This window comes from Clostridium sp. OM02-18AC, assembly GCF_003481825.1.
Lineage (GTDB): Bacteria > Bacillota > Clostridia > Lachnospirales > Lachnospiraceae > Brotaphodocola.
Window position 1 is genome coordinate 1 of the sequence record NZ_QULW01000023.1, and the last position, 24,650, is coordinate 24,650.

20 protein-coding genes and 1 pseudogene are annotated in these 24,650 nt (G+C 37.9%); 4 read left to right on the plus strand and 17 right to left on the minus strand.

Annotated features, from left to right (window positions below):
- Window positions 1–88: 88 nt before the first annotated feature.
- Window positions 89–1,504 (minus strand): hypothetical protein, encoded by a 1,416-nt coding sequence (locus DXB18_RS14150; RefSeq protein WP_118708497.1) that lies wholly within the window; start codon window positions 1,502–1,504, stop codon window positions 89–91.
- Between the two features lie 472 nt (window positions 1,505–1,976).
- Between DXB18_RS14150 and DXB18_RS14160 the strand changes: the two genes are divergently transcribed.
- Both DXB18_RS14160 and DXB18_RS16620 read left to right on the plus strand, forming a co-directional pair.
- Window positions 1,977–2,255 (plus strand): MjaI family restriction endonuclease, encoded by a 279-nt coding sequence (locus tag DXB18_RS14160; RefSeq protein ID WP_207665792.1) that lies wholly within the window; start codon window positions 1,977–1,979, stop codon window positions 2,253–2,255.
- Window positions 2,256–2,670: 415 nt separating this feature from the next.
- Window positions 2,671–2,759, plus strand: a pseudogene (locus DXB18_RS16620) (hypothetical protein); the annotation flags it as partial.
- A 19-nt stretch (window positions 2,760–2,778) separates the two neighbouring features.
- Here the strand turns inward: DXB18_RS16620 and DXB18_RS16625 are convergent.
- Window positions 2,779–3,054: a hypothetical protein gene (locus DXB18_RS16625; protein WP_243103518.1), complete on the minus strand. Its 276-nt coding sequence runs from the start codon at window positions 3,052–3,054 to the stop codon at window positions 2,779–2,781.
- A 90-nt stretch (window positions 3,055–3,144) separates the two neighbouring features.
- On the opposite strand from DXB18_RS16625, the gene DXB18_RS14170 reads away from it, so the two are divergent.
- Entirely contained in the window at window positions 3,145–3,984 is an 840-nt protein-coding gene (locus DXB18_RS14170; RefSeq protein ID WP_118708501.1) for an IS30 family transposase, read from the plus strand.
- Between the two features lie 311 nt (window positions 3,985–4,295).
- Here DXB18_RS14170 and DXB18_RS14175 read toward each other — a convergent pair whose 3' ends face one another.
- The 9 genes from DXB18_RS14175 to DXB18_RS14210 form a co-directional block, all read right to left on the minus strand.
- Window positions 4,296–5,519 carry a hypothetical protein gene (locus DXB18_RS14175; RefSeq protein WP_118708503.1) on the minus strand — a complete coding sequence of 408 codons (1,224 nt, stop codon included), beginning with the start codon at window positions 5,517–5,519 and terminating at the stop codon, window positions 4,296–4,298.
- A 61-nt stretch (window positions 5,520–5,580) separates the two neighbouring features.
- Window positions 5,581–7,680, minus strand: a complete 2,100-nt coding sequence (locus DXB18_RS14180; protein WP_118708505.1) for an AAA family ATPase — start codon at window positions 7,678–7,680, stop codon at window positions 5,581–5,583.
- Between the two features lie 324 nt (window positions 7,681–8,004).
- Window positions 8,005–9,480, minus strand: coding sequence for a restriction endonuclease (locus DXB18_RS14185; protein WP_118708507.1), 1,476 nt, complete (start codon window positions 9,478–9,480; stop codon window positions 8,005–8,007).
- 356 nt (window positions 9,481–9,836) lie between these two features.
- A complete protein-coding gene (locus DXB18_RS16255) occupies window positions 9,837–9,986 on the minus strand; it encodes a hypothetical protein (RefSeq protein ID WP_182430594.1) in 150 nt (49 codons plus the stop codon).
- Between the two features lie 9 nt (window positions 9,987–9,995).
- Window positions 9,996–11,834 carry a glutamine--fructose-6-phosphate transaminase (isomerizing) gene (glmS, locus tag DXB18_RS14190; protein WP_118708509.1) on the minus strand — a complete coding sequence of 613 codons (1,839 nt, stop codon included), beginning with the start codon at window positions 11,832–11,834 and terminating at the stop codon, window positions 9,996–9,998.
- A gap of 125 nt (window positions 11,835–11,959) precedes the next feature.
- Entirely contained in the window at window positions 11,960–12,232 is a 273-nt protein-coding gene (locus DXB18_RS14195) for a hypothetical protein (RefSeq protein WP_118708511.1), read from the minus strand.
- Window positions 12,233–12,396: 164 nt separating this feature from the next.
- Complete coding sequence (locus DXB18_RS14200) at window positions 12,397–13,941, minus strand: NACHT domain-containing protein (protein ID WP_118708513.1); 1,545 nt, start codon at window positions 13,939–13,941, stop codon at window positions 12,397–12,399.
- A 12-nt stretch (window positions 13,942–13,953) separates the two neighbouring features.
- On the minus strand, window positions 13,954–15,375 hold the full coding sequence (locus DXB18_RS14205) for a metallophosphoesterase (RefSeq protein ID WP_118708515.1): 1,422 nt from the start codon (window positions 15,373–15,375) through the stop codon (window positions 13,954–13,956).
- 182 nt (window positions 15,376–15,557) lie between these two features.
- The gene (locus DXB18_RS14210; protein WP_118708517.1) at window positions 15,558–16,529 is read right to left on the minus strand and encodes a hypothetical protein; all 972 of its coding nucleotides are present in this window, start codon (window positions 16,527–16,529) and stop codon (window positions 15,558–15,560) included.
- Window positions 16,530–16,880: 351 nt separating this feature from the next.
- Between DXB18_RS14210 and DXB18_RS14215 the strand changes: the two genes are divergently transcribed.
- A complete protein-coding gene (locus DXB18_RS14215) occupies window positions 16,881–18,539 on the plus strand; it encodes an O-antigen ligase family protein (RefSeq protein ID WP_118708519.1) in 1,659 nt (552 codons plus the stop codon).
- 81 nt (window positions 18,540–18,620) lie between these two features.
- On the opposite strand, the gene DXB18_RS14220 is transcribed toward DXB18_RS14215, so the two are convergent.
- The 6 genes from DXB18_RS14220 to DXB18_RS14245 all read right to left on the minus strand — a co-directional run bounded on the left by DXB18_RS14220 (window position 18,621) and on the right by DXB18_RS14245 (window position 24,639).
- Window positions 18,621–19,769, minus strand: coding sequence for a glycosyltransferase family 4 protein (locus DXB18_RS14220; protein ID WP_182430596.1), 1,149 nt, complete (start codon window positions 19,767–19,769; stop codon window positions 18,621–18,623).
- Complete coding sequence (locus tag DXB18_RS14225; protein WP_118708523.1) at window positions 19,766–20,992, minus strand: hypothetical protein; 1,227 nt, start codon at window positions 20,990–20,992, stop codon at window positions 19,766–19,768. The genes DXB18_RS14220 and DXB18_RS14225 overlap by 4 nt, the downstream gene beginning before the upstream one ends.
- Window positions 20,993–21,034: 42 nt before the next feature.
- Window positions 21,035–22,000: a glycosyltransferase family 2 protein gene (locus DXB18_RS14230; RefSeq protein WP_243103510.1), complete on the minus strand. Its 966-nt coding sequence runs from the start codon at window positions 21,998–22,000 to the stop codon at window positions 21,035–21,037.
- Entirely contained in the window at window positions 21,976–22,779 is an 804-nt protein-coding gene (locus tag DXB18_RS14235; RefSeq protein WP_207665794.1) for a glycosyltransferase, read from the minus strand. Before DXB18_RS14235 ends, DXB18_RS14230 begins: the two co-directional genes overlap by 25 nt.
- A 157-nt stretch (window positions 22,780–22,936) precedes the next feature.
- A complete protein-coding gene (locus DXB18_RS14240) occupies window positions 22,937–23,206 on the minus strand; it encodes a hypothetical protein (RefSeq protein ID WP_118708527.1) in 270 nt (89 codons plus the stop codon).
- Between the two features lie 326 nt (window positions 23,207–23,532).
- Entirely contained in the window at window positions 23,533–24,639 is a 1,107-nt protein-coding gene (locus DXB18_RS14245; protein ID WP_118708529.1) for a 6-hydroxymethylpterin diphosphokinase MptE-like protein, read from the minus strand.
- Window positions 24,640–24,650: the final 11 nt, after the last annotated feature.

The following is a 24,650-nucleotide window of genomic DNA, read 5'->3' on the forward strand; positions in this document are numbered from 1 at the left end:
TAACTAATGACATATCTTATATCAGTTTTTTGAATTTACACAAAACTTGAAACGGTCTCCATATCACCTTTTAAATGTCACCAAACTTTCATTCCGTACATATCCGCCGATTGCCCTTTAACGTCTTAAGACACACCTGTATCTTTCTTGTTTCCACACCAATCGCCTTCAAGCGCATGGCATAAACCAGACTCTCCAAAATCGCAAAATCCGATATATGAACCGGGTCAATTCTCAGGTCAATATTTCCATGCGCAGAATCATTCCGCAGCTGATTCATTCTGTCACAAATATCCTCGATCATATCTGACTGATAATCCCGGTAGTAATATTTCAGAAAAGGCCGGAGAATTTCCTCACAATCACGCATAGCTTTCTCCATCCGGTCCGCATATTTATTCTCTGTTTTGCTTAAAGTCCGCTCTATTTCACCAACGTATTTTTTCTTCTTCCCTGTGTATTGTTCCTTCCGGTTTTTCAGATACTTCAGCACTTCTTCCCGCACTTCAACATATGCCTCTGAACGTGTGACCGTATCATCATACAGATTTCGAAACTCCCGCTCAAATGCCACAAACATCAATATGATCCGGTTAATCCCCCACGAAGACCTGGCCGCAACCGAAGAACATAAATGCTCCAGATAGATCTGATTCTGCGCAAGCGGAGGAAATAACTCCACCATTTTCCCCTCCAGATCATCGTAAGTAATGATTTCCCGGGCCTTTTCCAGATCAGGCTCCTCCGTATGCTCTTTCCCATAAAAAGCCACCACTCCCTCGCATGAAATTTGGCCCTCCCGCATACCATACACATTCAGGGCAGCCAGTTTCACATTCACCCGATAACAAACATAATAGAAAAATCTGAGACAATGCTCATACACATCAATCAGAAACCCCAGATTCTGCGGTCTGGAAAAAGAAAAGATCATCCTGCTGCGCGCAGATAAAGGCGTCTCCGAGCGAAAATGAATCGTCGGAATTGCATGAAACGAAACTGTAATTTCTGTATTCTTATACCAATAACTCCCCGCAGTATCCGACTTTGTTTGTCCCGCATACACTCCCGTCCTTGAATTACCCGACTCATCACACACCGAGTCCATAGCAAACGCACGCCTTGGGTTATAAAAATAATCAACCTCACGCCCCGTCACCGAAAACCCATAAATCGTTTCCTCGTCCAGAAAAGCTCCATTATATTTAAAGTAATAATCAACCGAAAAGCTCTCAAATCCATTATCATTTGACGAGCTGTTAGAAACACAAAACACAATGCAGGAGCCATCATGTGTCCGCCCCTTCAGCAGAGAATGGCCAATCCACTCCTGCTTCTGATGCAGCGTCTTAAATTTCTCCAAATCTTTAAAAAGACTCCCACGCCGCTCTCTCCACTCCTGCCTGGTGGGCGGAAATAAGTGCAGAACTCCCTCCTCAAACAAGAACGGGTATTCCTTTTCCAGATACATAATATAGCCCATGATAGGGGATGTTTCTTGCATATGAACCTCCTGAGTATAAAAAAGCAGCAGAGCTGCCGAGCGAACTTCACTCTAACCAAAGACTGTTGGTACTACGGCGAGTGCTTCATCAAAACGTCTGCGTCCATCCCGATTTGCAAGAACAGGTGTTTCATCTGCCTGAATGACATGGTAATCATAAAGCAGCACTTAAAGATGATCATACAGTACAGAAAGGTATTCTTCTCCTAACCAGATCATCCAGTTTGCCATGTTCTGTCTGGTTATGAGAAGACCATATCGGATGAATTCCTGCTCCAGACGATAAAGCAGAACTGCATTGACCTTTACTTTAAAACTTTGACTTATTGGATATTTACAAATGAAAGCGCAATAACTTCCATTACATCTTTTAATACATCCCCCACACCTATAGCATCAGCCTAAAATCAACAATCTTTTTCCAATCACATATTCATGCTAGAATTTTATGCTCCGATTCATCCTCCATATTATGAATGAAACAAAAAACAAAAATGGAGGCACTTATATGAACATTCAAAACACACTTGTCACACATGAAGCTATATTAAATCAGTATTATAATAAGGGAGGTTTTAATCATGTAGATCGTATAGGACCCATGATGCGCATGATCAAAGAAGTTAAACCAGCTACAATGAGAGACTGGAAAGACTGGTATCTTGCAAATATCCTTTCCCCGCACGCTCTTGAACAACTTGCTAGCGACTTCACAAACAGCATTCCGAAAAAAATATCAAATTACACCTGAAGAAGCATACGCTTACATCTGCGATGTAATGTTCAAACGTACTTTTTCTGGCTACAACAAAGAAAAAATCGCTTTACATATCCTACGGAATATAGTAAACCCCAATATACAAGAAGCTTCAGAAAACTAGGATATTTTTTATTTTATTGATTTTTATTTCTATACTCCAAGCGGTCAATTAATCGGAATACAGCTTAAACCAGTATCTTTCTCGCGCGGTCACTATGAAAATTATATTAATATTGACAGCAGGATGCAATTTTTCTGCAACTTATATCACGCCTGAAACTTTCAAAAGTAAATTCCACCGCCCGCTTATGCGGTGGAATTCACTCCTGCATGAGTAGAGTTTAATCTTTCATATATTCGTGCTATGCTCATGGAGACCTTCTGACAGCAGTAGAAGGAGATCTCCATGAGAAAATATATTCCTGGTAACCAGAAACATCTTTCCCTTGAAGACCGTAAATACATTGAGCGTTCCCTGAACAATGGCTGCTCCTTTAAAGATATCGCCCGGTTCTTATGCAAGGATCCTACTACCATTTCGAAGGAAGTGAAGCTCCACCGTGTAACCGATTGGTATCATAAAGGATCCTTCCTTAACGCTCGCAACTTCTGCATTCACAGATACCACTGCAGAAAAACAAATGTATGCAGAAAAATCATACTCTGCAACATTAAGTGTACTTCCTGTCCAACCTGTAACCAAACCTGCCCCGATTTCGTTAAAGAACAGTGTAACCGTCTTGATAAGGCTCCTTACGTCTGCAATGGATGTCCAAAAGCCATCAATCATTGTTCTATTGCTCACAAGTAGCGTTACAATGCTGTCTTTGTAGACCGCAAATACAAGGAAGGTCTGTCTTCGTCCAGGTCTGGTATAAACATGACAAAGCATGAACTGCGTCAAAAGGACATGCTCATTACACCTCTTATTTATCAGGGACAATCGCCCTATCAGATCATTACAAACCATCCTGAGTTGGATATGTCAGTAAGAACACTTTACTCCTACCTCAATGATGGTGTCCTTACGGCAAGAAATGTTGATTTGAAGCGCAAGGTAAAGTTCAAACCTCGCAAAGTTCATAAAACTCAGATCAAAGACCGTACTGTTTTTCAAGGCCGTATGTTTTCAGATTTTCAAAAACTGGAACTTGATCATTTCGCCGAAATGGATACCGTCCATTCTTCGCAGGAATCCAAACGTGTCATTCTCACCTTCTTTTTGACTCGTGAGAAGTTATTCCTGGCTTTCATTATGAACCGCTGTACTAAGGGCGCTGTGCGGCTTATTTTTGACAAGTTGGAACATCAACTGGGTACCTATGATTTTCTCACTTTATTTAACACGATTCTAACGGACCGCGGATCAGAGTTCGGCGATCCTGATTCTTTAGAAACAGGGATTGATGCCATTATCCGTTCAAGTATCTATTTCTGCGATCCTATGAGAAGCGGACAAAAAGGCGGTATTGAGCAGGCACACACTATGCTCCGCATGGTTCTGCCCAAAAAAACCAGCTTTGAATTTCTCACTCAATGGGATCTGAGAACCATTGTGGATCATATCAACTCCACTCCCAGAGAAATCCTGGGTGGCCGCACTCCTTATGATGCTGCGCTCGAAAACTACGGCATTGACATTTTAAAAGCACTTCAGCTTAAGCCGATTCCACCCGACGAGGTCAATCTGACACCTAAGCTGATTCGCTTTAACCACTAACTTAGCATAAAAATCTGCTGTCAGACTGGAACTTAGCAATTCACATTTTTTAGATGTGGCCTGTGGAATTTAGCCTTGCACACCAAATATCCAGAGGTCTCTTTTCCATGTCATAAACTCAGATTTTTTATGGGAAGTCAGCTTAATTATAGCAGTTATCCATAGATTTTGCTCATTATAATTCGATAAAATCAAAGGATTTTAATGTCTGGTGGAATTTACCCGTGCACTGGAATTTAAAATTTCAAGTCAGCAACATTAAAAGTATGAAAATTTCAAAAGTAAATTTCATCGTCTGCTGAGCACTAGAGTCATTTCCTGTGAAACGAAAAATAATTTTGTTTTTTTCCATCTTCTTCCATTCTTATTACCAGCCCTAATTCCTGTAGTATGCTCTCTATGAGTAATATAATCTTCACTAAAAGTTCCGTAAATATCTCCGCCGAATCAGCATTTAACTTATAAAATCGATCACATAAAATATATTTATGATCTTTAATTTTAGTAACAAGCCCATTAGGCATTTTTACATTACTTTCCTTCATCACTGATAAGTATTCTTTAATACTTCTTTTATCAAAACAGTCGCATATAGGCATATTGGGAGATGAGAACAAATATGTGTTATCCCTAAAAAACACTGATTTATCAATTTCATCGTCTGACACAGCTACTTTTAAAAATGTTCCACACGAGTCCATTAAGTAATTTAAGATACTCTCATTCTCAACTTGAGAAAAAAAACTAGCACTATTCTTTTGAAAAACAAAACAATAATGTTCTATTGCTTTCATCAAATCAATTAACTTCATTTTGTAATTCTGATCAAAAATATCAGAATTAACAACTTGCCTCATATTTTCATTCATACTAAATAACATTGGTTCAAAATTATTATATATTTGAATAGCCCAAAAAATTTTATTTTTCATACTATTTATAAGCGAGTCTGATACCTGCCTAATTTCAATAGTTTCATCATAACCGCTCAATAATCGGAAACAATTATTATAAATAATCAATAAATGGGATAATATTGTATTCATAGAATAATTTAATATATTTCTTTGGTTTTTTGCATAATTTATAGCTTTTATAATATATTCACACAAATTTTTATAAAAACTTTGATCAGCTTTATCAAATGATGTTATTCTACTGTGGTTGATATCGAAAGCCAATTTTTCTATATTAGTAACGTCTTTATCCACTAATATTATTATACGATTTTCTCCAAGATAAGCTCTTGCAACCCCTAATTCAAACATTACATTTGCATTAGAAAGTTCTTTCCCACTTTCTAAATTTGCAACTGTAGATAAATCAGCTATAAAAACATCACTTTCTTTAATTTGTTCTATAATAAGATCAGGAATACTTGGTGAACCTGCTTCATTCTGCGCTGGATAAAAAATAATATCTAAATTATCGCCTTTCTCAGCAAACATATTCTTCACTTTTCTTAATTGACCTTTAATATACTTTTGTGTATCATACAATTCACTCTGCCATGCCAAAAAAACTTTATATGTCATATCATACTTCCTTTTATCCGTAAAGTTAAGTTTTTCGTCCAGTTACAACAGAATTTGTTTTTTAACTCTGTGTCATTTTCTGAATATCTTTATCACACTCATCAATGATATATTGTGGTACCGTATCATATTCACACGGATTTAACTGGAATAAATAATCATTTTCAATATGAAATGTTTCATTTACAAATTTTTTGATTACGCTGTTTGAATTATTTTCATTAAACATAATCCGGTATATTTGTAATTTTTCATAATTGCTTTTGCTATTTTGATACAGTTCTCTCAGTACCGTAACATTTTGCGTCTTTCGATACTCCGTGTCATAATCAAAATCTGAAATATAGACTCTTCGTATTTCGTTAGTTGCCTCTTGTATTTCTTCATTCGTCATCAATCGAGGTGAGGTTCCATCTGAAAAATGATACTCTGGTTTTTCTCGTTTATGAAAAATGTTGGACAGTAACTGCCATGTCAAATCAGTGCTATTTTTGATTTCCAATAATCTTCGTAAATACACTAATTTATTAAGCGAATCCATATCTGAAGTTATATTCGTGTACGCAATCTCTCCAAATGATTTTATATCTGCTTTTGTAATTTCCTTTTCTTTCAATATACCTCGTTTTGTTGTCAAAAACGTAGCTTTAGGGGTTGGATTAAAATTATACGGCATATTGTAAATTGCATCAATTACAGTATTAAATTCATGTGTTAACAATAATACTGTCCGATTTTTCAAACTATGCTTCCCCATAAAAAGCATATTTATGATAGCAAACTTTTTATTCCCATCAAATGAAGAAATCGGATCATCTAAAACAATTAAATCCGGATTATCTTTTAAAGTACTATACATAAATAATACTAAGGCAAATGCATTTTTCTCTCCATAACTTAAGTGTTCATTTACCGTTTGAACTGCATCATTACCGTCTATGTGTCTTAATACTAAATGATAATCGGCCGTATTTTCCTCTTCCTCTATTGCGACCTGATATTTGTACCCTGCATAATGTAAAAATTCGTTTATTTCTGTACTATACATTTCAATAGTTGTTTTAATGAGTTTCTTCTGCTGGGCAACTTCCCCTTGCAATTTACCAGCTTTTTCCAAAACTTCATCCAACGTTTTGTTAATCAATTCCACTTTTTCATTAGATAATTTCGAATTTAAATGCGAATAATATGACAAATCTATTTTATATTTTTTTAACTCATCGGCTATTTTTTCTGCATTTTTCAAAGAATGAAATCCCATCTTCTTCAAGCCATACAACTGCTGCATAAAGCTATCTATCTGTGTTTTTATTTCCAGTAAATAATTTTTTTGAACACTCGTAATTCCAGAAATATTGTTTGTAATTTCATTAATTCTTACTGCTGTTTCTTTCGAAAAATACGGTAGCAGTTCTTTAAAAACATCTAGCATTTTTGTTAACTGTTCTACAGCTTTTGCATCATACTCCTCACTTACTTTCAAAATTGTTTCTTTCGTTTCTTTTATCGAGCCAGAACAATATGGACATTGTTCTGCCATGTCTAAGTAATGCTTTCCCTCTAATTGCCATCTAATCCATTTGACATTATCATTGTTCTTTAAATATGGCTCATATACCTCCAAGCCCTTAGGAATATTATCAATTTTATTACCTTTTCCAAGTCCTTTTCCAATTGCTCCTGATGCAGAATAGCCACTTTTTGCTTTTCCAAATCCGTCAATAAACTGTTGAAAGATCCTTATTAGTTCTTCCAATTCTGGATGGTTTTGAAATGTGACATTGATATTACCTAACAATTTTTCTATTTCTTTAATATGTTTATCATAATCAGAAGATTTCACAAATATTTCAAAACTGTCCTTAATTAGTTCATCTTTCTGATACACATAATCTTCAATATACTTTTCATTGAAAATAGAAACTTTTTTTAACTGATCATAGCCTATCAATTCTGGTAAATTTTCTTCTTCATCGCCATAATATTTGAACGGCAACAATGAACGTTTTTTTTCTTGATTATCCAACACAAATGCTTCTATTGCTTTTGATATTGTAGATTTTCCAGTTCCATTAATGGCATATTTGATATTAAGTCTACCCTCAACAATATCGAATTCTCCAGTTTCAATATTATTACATTTTTTAATCGTTAATCGCATTATCGCCGCTCCTCTTAATTTTACTCTTCAGAATCAATCTCTAAATAAATACCACTAGTTCTTCTCTTATTTCCACGCATCTAATACTATAAGGAAATTATGAACCACAAACTTTCATCGTCACAATTATTGTAACAAAAATGTTCTTGTTTTTTCTTTTTATTTCATATCATTCTCGTTAATTGTCAGATTTTCGTTTTCTTTTTAAATATATCTTTGTCACAGCACTTGAGATTGATTCTATAATACAACAGCTCCGTTAGTCTCAGCGCAGTAAAATCCACCATGCCCAGACTAACGGAGCCGCCTTTTTTCCTTAATTACTCACTCTTCCTTTCCCAAATCCACTCCATATCCCTTAAAATGCTTTTTTACCTGTTCACACAATGTGTTGTCATTTCGCTCTTTTGCGTACTGATATATTCCCTCCTTGTCGTAATACGATAACTGATATTTCTTTACATTTGCCTTATGTTCTTTCAATAAATCTTCTGCCTGCTTATCAAATCCACCTAATGCCCACAATGAAAATTCTAATTCTCTGCCAGGATAGATTCTTCCCAGAAAACTTCTAAAAGCCGGAATTCTGGAAGATAACCACTTTTCGACGTATTCTTTATCAATTGCTCCTCTGTAAGCTTTACACTCAATGGCAATCATCTTCCCATCTCGTTCAACTAAAACGTCTATTTCGTATTTCCCGCCTTTTCCATTCGGAACCAATTTGTTCATCTCAATATATCTTGAACCAAGCCTGGAAAAGAAAAGTCCCACCATACATTCAAACAGATCACCCATGGCATTATTAAAGCGGCCTTCACTTTTTGCAATTTCTCTAATCAGTTCTTCCAGTTTTTCTGGTTCTTTCATAATTACGGCAGTGGCATTTCGGAGTACATTATAAATATTCATGATTGTTTGTGTGTATCGTTTATCAAATAAATTGGAAAGTATTCCCACAATAATTTTATTTTCTTTTAAATATTGTAAGGCTTCACTCGATACACTATTTAGAAGCAGCACTGGCACAAAAGCCGGAAGACGTTTAAAATTACGAATTATCCTGATTTTTTCAACAAAAAATTCAATATCCTGAACTGTAGCATCTGACTTGATCAATACATCAACAACCATAAATCCCGGTCTATTCTTTTTATAATCAAATAGTGGTGTTACATAAGTTGGTATTGTAGCAAACCATTGAAAATGAGCAAATATTGCCTCTTCTGGAAATAATCTAGATGAATTATAGGCTATCATGTTTAATTTTGTAGCCCATGAAATAAAGTCTGTTACAATGATGTTTGTAATTTGTTCTTCACTTCTTGAATATGTGAGATTATAATCTTTACCACTATACATCGGAGAAACAACATAATATTCTTCCATTTCACCGATGATTCCTTGTTGAATTAAATCAGATATGATATTTTCAAATTTTCGATGTCCCTTTGTATTTTCTACCGGAGATTTCGAATACACAGGGAGCAGATTCTTCTTCATTATAAAATTGCTATTTTCCAATGCATGTAAAATTACAGAAACAGCCAATGCCTCTTTTTTTAATGATTCATACAAATTTTTCCTATACTTTTGTGAACCATATTGTTTCTCCAAATAACAAAACACCTGATTTTTGCTGAATGGAAAAACTTTCAATTTCAGCACCGGTGTCCCTGCCCTGGAAATCGCCTGCCTGGCTGCTTCATTGCTCATTGAATATTCCTGCTCCAATATGGAAGCCAATTTTCCTGAAAGCATTGGTCCTTTTACTTCTAATATTTCTTCTACTCGTCCCATACACCTTTCTCCTTCTGTCACACGGCACTATTTATAATATATAATATATATCAGCTATTTCATTTTGTCAAAATGGCTTATTTTCACAGTTTTGCAAGAGCAATATGTCACACTACCATTTTTCTTCTATATTGCTACATTGTGTCCACAAAACCTGGTATTTTAAATAGCGGCATTACAGATTTTATCTGACCATCGATCATCAAACGCCCCTACAGAACCTGCCACGGAAAGCTCCCGTCAAATGCATGGCAATAAAAATGGGCTATCGTCCAATTAACGATAACCCACTCTCCCACATTCATTAATATCCAAACATAAACCCATTCAAATCTTTTAACGAAAATATCCTCCCTCTACCACTCTATCACATCCGGATACACCACCCCCGGATCCTCCAGTTCATGAATGCTGCAATGATAAACCTCTGCCGAATATTCCAGATCCTGCTTCCGCTTTTTATACGTGGTTGGCTGCTGAAGAAAACGTTTTGCAGTAGTGCGCATTTGCTTCCTTTACTCCACCGTCACCGACTTCGCCAAATTCCTCGGCTTATCCACATCCAGTCCCTTCGCCACAGACACATAATATCCCATCAGCTGCAGCGGAATCACTGCCAATGAAGTTGCAAAGTGCGGGTCGGTCTTCGGGATATAGGTTACGAAGTCTGCCGTGTCTTCCATGTTGTAGTTGCCGTAGGTCGTGAGGCCCATCAGATAGGCGCCGCGGCTCTTGCATTCAACCATGTTGCTGACGGTCTTTTCGTAGAGGTCTGGCTGGGTCAGGACGCCGATGACTAATGTACCGTCTTCGATCAGCGAGATGGTGCCGTGTTTGAGTTCGCCTGCGGCGTAGGCCTCGGAGTGGATGTAGCTGATTTCTTTCATCTTGAGGCTGCCTTCCAGGCAGATGGCGTAGTCGATGCCGCGGCCGATGAAGAAGATGTCTTTTGCATTGGCCTGCTTGGCTGCGAACCACTGGATCCGTTCTTTGTCTTCGAGGATCTTCCGGATCTTATCTGGAATGGTCTGTAGTTCTTTGATGTAACCGGTGTACTGCTCTTCGGTGATCTCGCCGCGGACTTTCGCAAACTGGATTGCGAGCGTGTAGGCTGCGATGAGCTGCGTACTATAGGCTTTCGTGGTGGCTACGGAGATTTCCGGACCTGCCAGGGTGTAAAAGACGTTATCCGCCTCTCTGGCGATGGAGGAGCCCACTACGTTGACAAGTCCCAATGTCCGCACGCCGTGCTCTTTTGCCTCGCGGAGAGCCGCCAGGCTGTCCGCGGTTTCGCCTGACTGGCTGACGATGATAGCGAGGGCGTTCTTGTCGAGGATGGGGCGGCGGTAGCGAAATTCGGATGCCAGTTCCACGCGCACAGGGATGCGTGCGAGGTCTTCGAGCACATACTGGGCTGCCATGCCGACGTGATACGCGGAGCCGCAGGCTACGATGTAGATCTGGCTGATCTTCTCGATGTCTGCATCGGTGAGTCCCACCTCGCTTAAGTCGATGAAACCGTCTTTTAAGACGGAGTTTAAGGTGTCTGCCACAGCTTTTGGCTGCTCGTGGATCTCTTTCATCATGAAATGCTCGTAGCCGCCTTTCTCGGCTGCCTCTGCATCCCAGTCAATGTGTTTTTTCTCTTTCTGGACTTCTTCGCCGTCCAGGTTGTAGAAGGTGATTTCGCCTTTGCGAACGCGCGCCATTTCCATGTTGCCGATGTAGTAGACATTTCTTGTGTATTTTAAGATGGCTGGGACATCGGAAGCGATAAAGGAAGCGCCATCTTCCACGCCCAGGATCATCGGGCTGTCTTTGCGGGCTACGTAGATCTCGCCCGGATATGCTTGGAACATGACCGCGAGGGCATAGGAACCGCGGATGCGCACCATGGCATGGTTGATGGCATCGACCGGGGTGCCCTCGTATTTCTTGTAATAGTAATCGATCAGCTTGATGGCTACCTCGGTGTCGGTGGAGGAATAGAATGTGTAACCCTTGCGCACCAGCTTATCTTTCAGCTCCTGATAATTTTCAATGATACCGTTATGTACACCGGTCACATTGCCATCGTCGGAAATGTGGGGATGGGCATTGTTTTCCGATGGCTCACCGTGTGTTGCCCAACGGGTATGACCGATGCCGCAGGTCCCGCGCAGGGCTGCGCCGCCATCGGTCTTCTCTGCCAGCACTTTCAGCCGTCCTTTCGCCTTTACCACCTGAACCGGCAATTCGCCGTCCCGAACGGCGAGACCAGCTGAGTCATACCCACGGTACTCCAATTTTGCAAGTCCATCTAATAAAATCGGAGCCGCCTGCTCCGGTCCTGTGTATCCTACGATTCCGCACATAAATCTTTCTCCTCTTGTCTATATTGTCTAATTTGCTGAAGTATTCCTTTGTAGAATAACTCCACGGCAACCGTTTGAATCTTAAATAATCTTTCTCCTGCTTGATTTCTTTGTCAGCCAACAATTTAATGCTTATTTTCAGCCTTCATTTCATTCCAAAAACGATTTTTTCTCAATTCACTTCCCTTAATTTTTTGTTCTACTTCATCCATAGTACTTCTCCCCAATAAAAGATTTAAATATAAAGCTGCCACTTTATCAAACTTATTTTCCTCCGACTCTGTATATGCATCAATTGCTTTTTCTAATTCTGTGCTCCATTTCACTTTCAATCTCGGTTGACTAATGGTGCAGATTGCCCAGGAAACTTGCCGTCTTATATCATAATCTTTTGGCATGCTACACCATAAATAAATCAATCGTTCTGCAATCTCTGGTATACAGCTATCAGGAATAATATCCGCTTTGTTATATCCAGCCCAAGCAACACACCAGGAGGCAAAGAAAATGTACTCTTCATTATCGCTATTAAGTAAGTCAGAAATTCGTGCAAATATTGTTTCTAGCCATTCTTGTTTAAAATGTTTCGTTTTTCTTTTTTTCTATAACATATTTTATATGCCAAATCCATCATAAAAATCATACCAGATACATTTTCTCTGCGTGTATCTTTTTGTAATAGTAACGCAATTTTTTGAAGTCCTACACTTTTATTTTGCTCCTCATAAATCTTAAGCCATACATTCGCCAAACTTGAACATCTACAAATTACTTTACCTTCAAACAATTGTTTTTCTACAAGGTTCTTCAAAATTTTTCCATACTTTTCACTATGATAAATCATTTTTAATACGTCAGTATTCTCCTCAACCTTGTGCATACCTATGTACTGAATTTCATAACTCCAATTTATAATTGCTAACAACACTTTTTCAAGTAACTCAGGTACCAATGGAATTTCTGCCGCTATACAATTTGCTAAATGAAATGCAGCTATCGACTTTCTTGAATCTGGTTCTTCCGATGAGAATGCATATTCTGGTTTTTCCGAACACTCACCAAACAAATATTGAATCGCAGGCAGGGACTGCCGATTCAATAGAAAAGCTGTCAATGGTATTACTTCTCTCCATTGTGTCTCCTCCATATGTTCTTTCAAAATCAATAAATCCATTGATTTATCCTGTTCTTCTTTTGGAAGCCACTTTTCTGCTATTGCTTTAGCCGCCAAATATTCTTGAAAACTTAAATGAGAGAATTCATAATATGGCACAAGATTTCCCTTTCCATTTTTTTCCATTCCCTGTTGAATCAATATGCAACTTCTCGCTTCTACCTGATTAACAAAATTTGATGGTGAAACTGTTGTATAATGAAGCAATTCAGGTAATGCCTCGCGCGCCTTATTAATGCATTGCAATAACTCTTGTTTCTGAATCGTCTGTTTTCCCTTTTTTGTCATTTCGTAAGCAACGAACGCAAGTTGCGGTTCCGTTTCATCCATTTCCATTTTTGAATGAGCTGCTGCATTCCAGGATACTAACAATAATTTTATCATTTCCTGATATAACTGACATTTTTTTGTTGGCAAATAGCCAATCCAACGCTTTACAAAAAGCAACGTAGTCAATAATAGCGGATTATGCGCTAGAGCAGTAATTCTGGAATCTTGCAAAATAATTTTACACACACTATCAGAATCTTCTTTCGCTTGTCTTGTGTTACCCAAAAGTACTTCATGCCAATTTTGACTCAACATATAAATTTGCTTTTTATTCAAATCTGCAATTGTATATTGTTTGCAATAATTAGACAGCTTCAATGCAACCGCACGAAACCCCGCTTCCCTGGATGTTATAAGCAGATGTACTTGTGGGTATCTTTCCACAAAAGTCTGCAACTGATCTACAAATCGTATTCTACGTTGTTCATCAGATATTTCATCCAATCCATCGATCAATAGCAAAACTTGATTTTTCTGTATAGACTCCTCAATTAATTCTACAAACGACTGTTTGTATTGAGAAAGTTCAGCGCGATTTATAATAGCAAATATATTATCTTTAATACTGTTTTGAACATTTTCACCAAGATCACGACAACGGATATAAACAGGGAACTAATCTTGATCAGGCAAATCATCGTCTACTTTTATTTTCCGTTCACTATACGCATATGCAAGTGCAATTCTACGAATCAGAGTACTTTTTCCACCTCCTGGTTTCGCCAAAATTGCTACCCGGTTATTTTGAGCAAGAATTTGACCAATCGTGTAATTTTCATTTAGCAATTCCAAATCTTCATCTTCTTGTAGGACATAGGTAAATCTAAGTGGTACAAAAATGTTTTCCAACTCTGCCTTTACACTTCCCGAATCTTTATCAGTTGGGATTCCCTCAAACTGTATAATTCCAAGTTCTTTTGCCAAGTATTCAAAGTATTCTTTTTTTATGTGCTGTTTATCGGAAAGTTTTTTGTGATTTTCTGATATTCTGCTTGCGGTTTCAGAATCAAAGACCTTTGCATTTTTCTCAAATGTACTTTTTGTCTGTTCATCTTCCTTCCGCATGCTATAGACACCCTTCTGTCCAAAATCGACAAACTCCGACTGCTCCTCGTCTCGTTTCCACTCCCGAGCAATCAGTTCCACTTTATCCGTTTTATTATCCCACACATGCCAGTAAAATCCAAATTCAGAATATGAGTCTGATTTATCAGCGGCCCCTTTCATACAAACTACATTGGGGATTTCCGGAACATCCCTATGTCCCGATTTCAGCCGTATCATTTGCATATTTCGATTTTTTTCTGTGCTATGCTGATCCCCGCATAAATATGCACTAACATTTTTCCTGTCAAATAACGCTTCAAGTTCTGTTTGTTGATTTTCCGCTAAATCAAAAAAACTATTATGTCCGATTGCAAGCGTTGGAAGAGAAACTTCAAAATATTTTTTCCAAATTTTCTCATCTGTTGCCGTATCAGCATCCACTTGTTGATTATCTTTTTGGGTTCCATCTGCCACTAATGCAGTGTTCAAATGTAGAATATTCAGTTTTTCTCTCCAGTTTCTGATATGAACTTCAGCAGGCACATTTTTAGAATCTGAAGGATATATTCCTAATTCTCTGGCAAAATTACAATACGACGTAAATGCCTTTAACCTCCATGTTAAAAAATCTCTGTTTCCGCTTTTCAATCCTGACAATGCTGCCGTCTGTTCCAACTTCCAGTCAGAATCTGAACCATAAAGCATACGCATTTCTTCTTCATTTGCGACATCATGATTTCCCGGAACAATAAACACATCCTGAGCCGGATCAATTTTCATTATTTGAAACAACTCTTTTAAGAAGTTTTCTGCATTTTTATAAGTACTCTCAGAAAAATTATGGAAATCTCCGGTGATAATTATCAACTTTTCTCCATCACAAAGAGCCGAAGTTCTTTTCTGCACCTCATTTAGAAGTGCCGCGCGCATATTATTCCACTCTGCTCCTTTAATAATATGCAAATCCGAAATATGAAGAATCCTAACCATATTTTTTCCCCTTACCAAATTATAATCTTAAGACAATTATAATTGTAATAAGGTAGAAAATCTACAATTTTCGACAAACACACTAGAAGCCAAAAGAGACCTGTCCAGCCCAGAATCTCCTCCTGACCTAAACAGATCTCTCCAACTTCATTCCATATTATTTAAACCAAGCTGCTACTATTTTAGTTTGCTGCTCCTGCTACTACAGTGCTGGAGGTAACGGTCTCAGTCTGAGCAGTTTCCTCAGCATTCTCGGTATTCGTTTCTGCAGCTGCTGCATCTTCAGCCTGCGGAACAACCTCACTGCAGACAACGCTGATATCGATGCGGTTGTTTCTGTACTTCATGGTGTAGCTGTTGCCAGTATCGGTGGTTCCGGTGCTGTCAAGACTGGTCACACCCTGCTCACGCTGGCTCTGAACATAATCGGTCAGTTTCTTACCCTCGGTCTCACCAAGCGCTGCTACAACGGTTTTCTCATAAGCGGTATTGTATAACTCGCGGTCAGTTTCCGGTGCGGCGTCATACAGATACATAAAGTCTACCGTCTGATCTTTATCCTTTTTGCTGGTCCACATGCTGAAATGATAGAAGTCTACGCCAGATGTGGTACGGAAGTAACGAGCTACCTCCAGGTTATTCTCTGTCGTCAGCAGCTGAACGGAAGTTTTGTCTGTACGAGCGCTATTCAAATCTCTGGAAATATTGTTAATGATTGTCTTTAACTCTGCGATATATCCGGAACGGGTTGTGCTGCTTGCTGCATTCTTCTCTTTTGCTTCAATCGCTGCTACTTTATCTGCTGCTACTTTCTTACCTGGGTTTGGTTTTGCTGCTTTTGCTGCTTTTGCTCGGTTTTCTCTCTCAATCTGCTCCTCAGTTTTTTCCTGACGAACACCATTTGCATCCAGCCAGAAGCCTTCTACCGTAGTTTCTGTCATCTTATAACCATCTGGATCCAGATAATATACTAACTGGGTATCCGGATCTGTGAACCAGTTTCCAGATGACCAGGTTCCATCATCATATACATATTTCTGTTTGTCTCCATACGGAGTGCTATCGGTTACCCAACCTGCTGCAAATGCAGTCATACCGGTAGATAAACTCATAAGTGCTGCAGCTGCAGCGATTCCAACAGCTTTCTTTTTCATAGTATTTACCTCCAAAATTATTCTCTTAATCAAGTTCTGTTTTCTCACAAAGCAAAACTATTCATTACATGCATAAGCAATTTTAACAATCATTGCTTTCTCTAACATAGAAAAGCATATCATAAAAGAAGCTTCTTCACAACTACCTAAAATATGAAGATTATCTAACGCTTTGCTAATACAAATGTCAGAAAAACGTAATCCTGTCAGGATTTCCTGGGATCTGGCAAGTTACAGTAAACGTGTTCCTCTGAAATCTTTTCCCAGATCGGATTTTCTCATTGTTTTCGTTCAAAAAAGCCTTTATAATAATAGAATATCTGTTTTCAATATGATTTTTAAGGAGGCAACATGACAAAAGATATTTCTCCATTCGCGCAGGACAGCTTTTCTGCAACCTGCTCGTCAATCACAAATGGTATCATTAGTTTTTTCCTTTTGATCCTGGTAACCGTATTCCCACTTATCGTGCATAATTCCTATTTTGATATTCTCGAAACCAAGTATATGTGTTTCTATCTTACTGTACTCATTATGCTTGGTTTCCTTCTTATCGCCGGACTCATTATGCTTTTTATTGATCAGAAAGAATTTCAGGGCATTCACACAAAAGCGCTTTTTGGTAAATTAAAACCCTGCAACTGGAAGTCAACCTTTTCCATTGCTGACTTTGCCGTTTTTATTTTCTGGCTGGCTTCTGTTATCTCCACTCTGCAGTCAGAATACTTCTATGAATCTTTCTGGGGTAATGAAGGCCGCTACAGCGGGCTTTTCCTGATGACACTGTACGTTGCGCTTTATTTTACGGTCAGTCATTTCTGGCATGCAAAAGCCTGGATGTTCCATTGCTTCCTGGCAGCAAGCATGATCGTATGTCTGATTGGCATTTCTGACGCTTTTTATATGGATCTGCTTCATTTCCGCACCCATATGAAACAGGAGCAGTATGTAATATTTGTATCCACACTTGGGAATATCAACACTTATACTGCTTATACCGCAGTATTTATGGGACTGGCAACCACCATGTTTACCACTACTTCCAAACGAGGACTCTGCATCTGGTACTATCTTTGCATGGTAATTTCGTTTTTTGCAATTATTCTTGGAAGCAGTGATAATGCTTATCTGGCACTTGGCGCATTGTTTGCTTTTTTGCCATTCCTTGTGTTCCGTAAAAAGCAGGGAATCGTCCGTTACTGCATCACGATTGCTACCTTTGCAACAGTCATTCAATGCATTGATTTTATCTGCCAGACCATCCCAGACAAAGTCAGCCCGCCGGAAAGCCTGTTTAAAGTTCTGGTCAACTTACCTGGGCTTCCGCTTCTTGTTATTGGCTTATGGGTTTGCAGCGGCATTATCTGGTATCTCTTAACAAAAAAAGAAAACCCTGACAATCATCCTGAAAAACGATTTGTCAGAGTCTGGACTGGATTTATTGCATTTTGTTTCCTGGCTGTATGCCTTGTCCTGATCGATGCCAACTTACTTGGACATGGTACACGTTACGGAAGTCTTAGCAGCTACCTGGTATTCAATGACCAGTGGGGAACCCAGCGAGGATTTATCTGGAGGAAATCTCTAGAATTTTTCGGTCAGTTTCCACTTTCCCACAAATTGTTCGGATTCGGTCCTGATACTTTTGGAATTCTTACGACCAAAACCAGTTTCAAAGAAATGCTTGCAACAACCGGCCAGATTTTTGACACTGCACACAACGAATATTTGCAGTATCTTTTGACCATCGGTCCTATCGCACTCGTCGCCTACCTGGTTTTTCTGATCAACAGCTGTCAACATATGATCCGAACTTTCCGAAAGAGTCTCGTAGACGGAGACGAAGTTACTTCTTATACTGCCGGATGCTTCTTTGCCGTTATCTGTTATAGTTTCCAGGCTTTTGTAAACTTAAACCTGCCTATTATTACACCATTCTTATGGATTCTGCTCAGCATGGGAATTGCATATGTAAGAAAATATAAGAAATCTCAGAATTTAAATTCATAAAATCAACAACGATTCATGCAAACAGCAATATCGGCATATCCAATGCCGATATTGTCTGTCATTGCATTGATCTCAGAAAAGTTATGTTGATCCTTGTTTATATGCAGCAATCACTTCTTTATAATTTTTCAGCATTTCCTGTTCTACCAGTTCACTGCTGTATTCAGTTATTTTGACCGCAGCACGCTCCCCCATTTCCTTTTTTAAAGAGGGATGATCCATGATATCCAAAATCTTTTTCGCCATTTCCTGACTATCATTTAGAGGGACAAGGTAACCTGTTTTTCCTTCCACAATTAATTCTCTGTTTCCCCGAATATTCGTTCCCACAACCGGAAGTTGATATTTCATCGCTTCCATCACTGCTGTAGGCATACCCTCACGCATTGAAGGCATCACAAACAAATCAGCCAACTGCAGAATATTCTCTAAATCTTTTCGATAGCCCAGAAATCTCACTCGGTCCTGCATCTGATGTTCTTTGACATATGTTTCCAATTTCTCTTTTAATGGACCTTTTCCGCATACAAGATAGCAATAATTCTGAGTTTCCATCTCAGACAATGCTTTCAATACCATAATCTGATTTTTATTTTTATTCAATTCCCCGGCAGAAACTATGATAAAATCTGAGTCTTCCAATCCCAGTTTTTTTCGCAGTTCTGTTAATTGAGCACCTAAAAGAATATCTTTCTTTTCCAACGACATGCCCACTCCATGAATCCGCCTTACCGGCTTCGCTGAAAATGTTTCTGCGCGTTGATAATCTTCTTCATTGATCGTGATCAGCATATCGGTATAACGGGCAAGGAAACGTTCTATCGGATAATACAATAACCAGTTCCTAATTGGTGCACCGGTATAGAAATGGAATCCATGAACTGTATAAATAACCGGTCCTGTGTGTGTTGCATGGGCTGCAAGCCGAGCCAGAACGCCGCCTACCGGTGTATGACAATGCACCAGTTCAAAATGAATTGTTTGCATCAGATGTTTCAGCTGTTTATATGCAATTATATTCTCGATTTTCAATGGACTTCTGGCAAAATCGATCTGATGGCACACAATTCCAGTTCCTTCCAAACGGCTGTTATCATCACCGTAAGAGGGATTATGGAAATTACTTGCATAATGTACCTCATATCCCATATGTTGGAGAATTCGGACATTATTCATCTCAAACTGCGGAACAAATCCACTTACATGCGTTACCAAAAGTGCTTTTTTCATTTTGAATCCTCTTCTTTGCATTCATCCAATGTCTGATTTTTCTTTATCACGCTTCCATACAAAAGTATCATCCAAAATAACGGTTGGCGGTAATTGATTAAGAAAAAGCTTTCCACCAAAAGTGCCGCCGCCGCACATTTCATTGATGCAGTTGCATAACGCAAATTCTGCACCAACCAAACAAGTAAAATCACAGTCGGTATAATACCGTAGCAAAATAAAATACTAAAAAGGCAGCAATGAATTTCATTACTCTGACCCGCCAGTGTGAAACGCTCAAAACCGCCTTCCCCTGCTCCATATAAAAGATACTGGGGATAAATCAGCAGCTTGTCCATTCCACGGTCCAAAAACAATTCGCCAAGACCGCCATGCGCTATTTTCCACAGTTTTTCCTGAATTCTGGTCAATACATTATAATCCATTGCCTTTACATCAAATTCTGCTGAAGGCCAAATCCACCACAGAAATAATGCAATTACCAAAAATCCACCTAATACTCCCAACAGCCATATTTTTCTGGCACTATGATGCCTGCTGGCCACACGATAGGAGAAATATACAACCACCAATATCGTAAACACCAAAATGCCAAGCAGCACTCCTGTTGATTTCGATGCCATTATAACAGGAATTGCCAAAATATAAAAAAGCAGGAATGTTCGATCACGATACTGACAACTGTACAAATACTGCAATAATATCATCAAAAACAGAAAAACAGCCAGCTGGTTCGGATCATTAAATGTCCCCTGATAGCGAATGGCTCCCCAATATTCGTAGAATATCCTTCCATGCCCAGAAACATATATCAATAACTGTAACAATATATTTCCTTTGGCTATCCAATTTAGTTCAACTAAAAAACGTTGTCCATTCCAACACGCTAATTTTCGGAAGACCCAAATTGCCCCCACATTGTATATCCAAAATACTGAATAACGAAAAAACTCCGTTTTTTTTAGGAGGATTCCATAGCAAATGTTAATCGCTATCACAAAGAATAAAAATACATATAGCAATCGATCCTCCTGAAATCGAAAACTATTTTTTTTCTCTTTTAAACAATCCCAAAGCAGAAGGAAGAAAGATACAAACAAACAAGCATCCGCTATCCCCACACCTCCCGATGGAAATATATAAAATTGTTTTAAAAGAACAAACAGGAGAAAGAAAGCTTCTGCAAACGCAGCTCTGCTTTGAATTTTCATTTTTTCTCTCATCTTTCCAGTTTTTGTCAGTAAGTTGCATTTCCTTTATTATTGTTACATCTCATCAAATTCAAGCTTTGTTTTTCTCTTATATTCCTTCCTATAATTCCTAAAGTCTGACCATTTCAGCATCTTTAACGCATATAACGCAGACCGATACCAATATAAAGGACGAATCTGCCAGTTTTTCATGTTCAAATATTTTTTACAAAAATATATCTCGCTGCAGATATTACATGTATAAGCAAATGCCTTGACCTTTTCTGTACTTTGGCTATGAAGATGATGAATAACACTTTCTGGATTATACACCGTTTTCCATCCCGATTTTTCCATCCGAATGCCCAAGATCAATTCTTCTTCGTATAAAAACGGATGTTCATCCAAAGGGGTTACTTCGTTTGCGCAGTTCCGGCTAAACATAAAACAGCATCCGAGGACCGCATAAACTTCGAATATCTCATGATCATAATCATGATCTTTCCCCCAGTACTTCCGATATAATCCCGGGAATAGTACATACAAACGAGTCCGGAGAAGATATTTTTCCCCTGGTCCCGTTTTCATCAACATGCATTCTTTCTGAACTGTTCCATTTTTTCGAATGATCTTAGGCCCTACAATGCCCACATCCGGGTTCTTTTTTAAATATTCATACATCACAGAAATACTGTGTGGTTCATATCTTACATCCGAGTTGCTAATCAAAATTGTATCACATTTATCCTGCAGCGCTTGTTTTATTCCTATATTATTTCCCGCTGAATATCCACTATTTCGAACATTTTGGATCAATACAACACCTTGCTTCTTTAGCCATTCGATCAACGCTTCCGTCGGTCGCATCGGCGAAGCATTGTCCACCACATAAATCCGGTAATCCAGATCCGGCTCTGCTTCCAGAATACTATGAATACAGGCTTCTGTATCATCCCAGCTATTATAATTCAGAATAACAATTCCTACCATATCTTCACCATAATCTTTATTTTCCCTTAGTTCCGTAAATCCTGTTTCCATATCCGAAGCATTCTTTTGGGAATCAAACCTACCAGCAATGGTCTTATTACATAGGGCAGCGCCCACGGCATCAATCCTAATTGTTTAAATCCCTGATAACGAACCTTCACTTCTTCCATCCGGCATTGATATGACGTTTTTCTATCATCAATATAATATCTCAATAGTGGTTTTTGAAGGTTATATCCTTTCAATCCGGCTGCGTATAAGCGCATAAACAAGTCATAATCCTCTGCCCGCCTTGTTTCCTTTACTGCGCGATACCCGTTTACCTGCAAAAGCGCTTCCTTCCTAAATACCACTGATGGGTGAATAAACTGAGAAGCTTCCAGAAAATCTTTTTTCTGAGGTTTCTCTTTTCTTCTCCAATAATCAGGAATCAGCCGCTTCCCATCATATCCATCAACCTGACTTCCGACAAAAGCATATTCCAGATGCGTCTCCAAAAAAGAAACCTGCTCTTCCAAACGCTGTGGATAACTGATATCGTCATCGTCCATCCTTGCAATATATTTTCCCGATGCATGTGATAAACACTTATTTAACGTTCCTGCCAAACGCAGGTTTTGGGAATTTCTAATTGCTTTAATGCGTGAATCCTTTTGGCTCCAGGCCTGTAGCTTTTCCCATGTATTATCCTGTGACGCATCATCACATACGATAAGTTCCCAGTCTTTGAAAGACTGGGAACTTATTGATTCTATTGCTGTGTCCATCGTTTTTTCTCCATTATATATTCCCATAATAATGGATACTTTATACTTTTTTGTCATTAACATCTCATCTCATTTCAAACGTGCACTTATTTTTTTCTTGAAACATCTCCGCAAATATATAGTAACCAATATATGATCAGCACATATCCGATTAAATACACAGATAAGTAATACATAAACCATGCCGCTAGTTCTGTCAAAATAACAATCACAACTTTAATCAAAATCCATAGCCATGCTTTTTAATTATCGCACATATTTCAGCCATTAATAATCCTAAAATTGGAATAAAAGGATTCCAGAAAAGACGAAACAATAGCTTATATGTTCCATCTGAATCTTTTTGTCCTAAAAAATAAATAAAACTTTTTCTTAGATTTTCAGAAATAGGTTTATTTAAAATCCAACCGCTATTCTGAAATGTTCTGACCAAATCTATCGTTGAATCTTTATCGAATAAATTAGCTGCTTTATCAACGTTCGTAATCATCTGTTCTTTTTTATTATCGCAGAAACCAGAAGTAAAGAACAGGTACTTACTTTGGAGCGTTTACTATACAAAGAAACATTTATATCATATAAATAAAAAAATTTTATCTATTTGTAAATTATTCATTATAGTCCATTGTAAAACTGCCAATAGACTTGGTTTGCAAAATCGTTTCAATATACTTTTATTAATATTATCCATACTCACCGTCTATACACCCATAACAAATACCTTATTAACTAAACTTCTGATTCTTGACTGAAACAACAACGTGAGCGTTTCTATATATTCCGACACTATCCGCTTTATTACTTGCAATTCATTTTTCACTCTGATCCACGCCTATTATTAATTTCCTCTATAGCATAATCTAAATCCATTCTTGGAAAAGTTTCAAGTTCACCGCCTCTTGTAGTATTAAACACTTTTACTTTCAAAAAATCGCAATGCCATTTTAAGCTCTTATATGATTCATCCATATACTGTCTTGCCCGTATCACATTATCAATATTTTCATACATTTTATCTGCATATCTTTTATCATAATATTTATCACTAAAATGATTTTTTTTATCTAAATCACATACATACTGCCCCTTTTCATTTTTCTTAAATGGAAATGTATTATCCACTCCCAGTAAATATATATACTTAAATCCCATATAAACTGCAATATTAATTAATTTGCAAGTAACTGTTCCCCAAAAGTGTACGCCCCTCATAATGTCCGCATTAAACCATGGTGGTCTACGTTCCATTTGAATAAACGGATAATAAATCGCATTTTTATCGATTCCTATTTGACGTGTAATTGTTTGTGCACAAAGCATCTTTATATACCCAGACATTGCCTTAATCTCATCTAAACTAGTTTCAATATAGTCCAAGTCCGATGCAGCCCATACATCAGGTCGCCAATCTGTCTGATCATATATCAGATTTATCCGCTTAGATGCAAATGAAAATATACAATTTTTTTTCAAAATATCTAAGTCGGTTGCGCTCAAAGAAGGTCCATTTCCAATAATAAAGCAACTCTCTCCCATATGACTATCTCTTAAATCTAATAGACGTTTTCTATTACCTGGTAATACGGACTCTACGTAACTCATTTGTAAATCAGATATCATCCAATCGTATCCATATTTTGAATACCAATCATAATCTGCCGTTTCGTGTTGATAACGTTCAAATATGTCGCATTGTTTTTTTAGTTGATCGTCAAGTGTTTTTATACCATTATGATATTTTGAAAGCATATCATTCAAATCTACAATTTTTTTTTGATTCTTCATATTTGCATTTATTAGCATCTTATTTTCATTTATTAATGTTATATTTTCATCTTTTAATTGTAATACTTGTGCCTGTAAATCATAAACTCGTTCAGATAATTGGTATAATTTACATAATGGCCAAATTTGACGTAACATAAATTCTTCCT

Coding starts and splice junctions, on each gene's coding strand:
- DXB18_RS14150 (WP_118708497.1), bottom strand. CDS start 1,504: ATGCAAGAAACATCCCCTATCATGGGCTATATTATGTATCTGGAAAAG.
- DXB18_RS14160 (WP_207665792.1), top strand. CDS start 1,977: ATGAATGAAACAAAAAACAAAAATGGAGGCACTTATATGAACATTCAA.
- DXB18_RS16625 (WP_243103518.1), bottom strand. CDS start 3,054: ATGATTGATGGCTTTTGGACATCCATTGCAGACGTAAGGAGCCTTATC.
- DXB18_RS14170 (WP_118708501.1), top strand. CDS start 3,145: ATGACAAAGCATGAACTGCGTCAAAAGGACATGCTCATTACACCTCTT.
- DXB18_RS14175 (WP_118708503.1), bottom strand. CDS start 5,519: ATGACATATAAAGTTTTTTTGGCATGGCAGAGTGAATTGTATGATACA.
- DXB18_RS14180 (WP_118708505.1), bottom strand. CDS start 7,680: ATGCGATTAACGATTAAAAAATGTAATAATATTGAAACTGGAGAATTC.
- DXB18_RS14185 (WP_118708507.1), bottom strand. CDS start 9,480: ATGGGACGAGTAGAAGAAATATTAGAAGTAAAAGGACCAATGCTTTCA.
- DXB18_RS16255 (WP_182430594.1), bottom strand. CDS start 9,986: ATGCGCACTACTGCAAAACGTTTTCTTCAGCAGCCAACCACGTATAAA.
- glmS (WP_118708509.1), bottom strand. CDS start 11,834: ATGTGCGGAATCGTAGGATACACAGGACCGGAGCAGGCGGCTCCGATT.
- DXB18_RS14195 (WP_118708511.1), bottom strand. CDS start 12,232: ATGCCAAAAGATTATGATATAAGACGGCAAGTTTCCTGGGCAATCTGC.
- DXB18_RS14205 (WP_118708515.1), bottom strand. CDS start 15,375: ATGGTTAGGATTCTTCATATTTCGGATTTGCATATTATTAAAGGAGCA.
- DXB18_RS14210 (WP_118708517.1), bottom strand. CDS start 16,529: ATGAAAAAGAAAGCTGTTGGAATCGCTGCAGCTGCAGCACTTATGAGT.
- DXB18_RS14215 (WP_118708519.1), top strand. CDS start 16,881: ATGACAAAAGATATTTCTCCATTCGCGCAGGACAGCTTTTCTGCAACC.
- DXB18_RS14220 (WP_182430596.1), bottom strand. CDS start 19,769: ATGAAAAAAGCACTTTTGGTAACGCATGTAAGTGGATTTGTTCCGCAG.
- DXB18_RS14225 (WP_118708523.1), bottom strand. CDS start 20,992: ATGAGAGAAAAAATGAAAATTCAAAGCAGAGCTGCGTTTGCAGAAGCT.
- DXB18_RS14230 (WP_243103510.1), bottom strand. CDS start 22,000: ATGGAAACAGGATTTACGGAACTAAGGGAAAATAAAGATTATGGTGAA.
- DXB18_RS14235 (WP_207665794.1), bottom strand. CDS start 22,779: ATGTTAATGACAAAAAAGTATAAAGTATCCATTATTATGGGAATATAT.
- DXB18_RS14240 (WP_118708527.1), bottom strand. CDS start 23,206: ATGATTACGAACGTTGATAAAGCAGCTAATTTATTCGATAAAGATTCA.
- DXB18_RS14245 (WP_118708529.1), bottom strand. CDS start 24,639: ATGTTACGTCAAATTTGGCCATTATGTAAATTATACCAATTATCTGAA.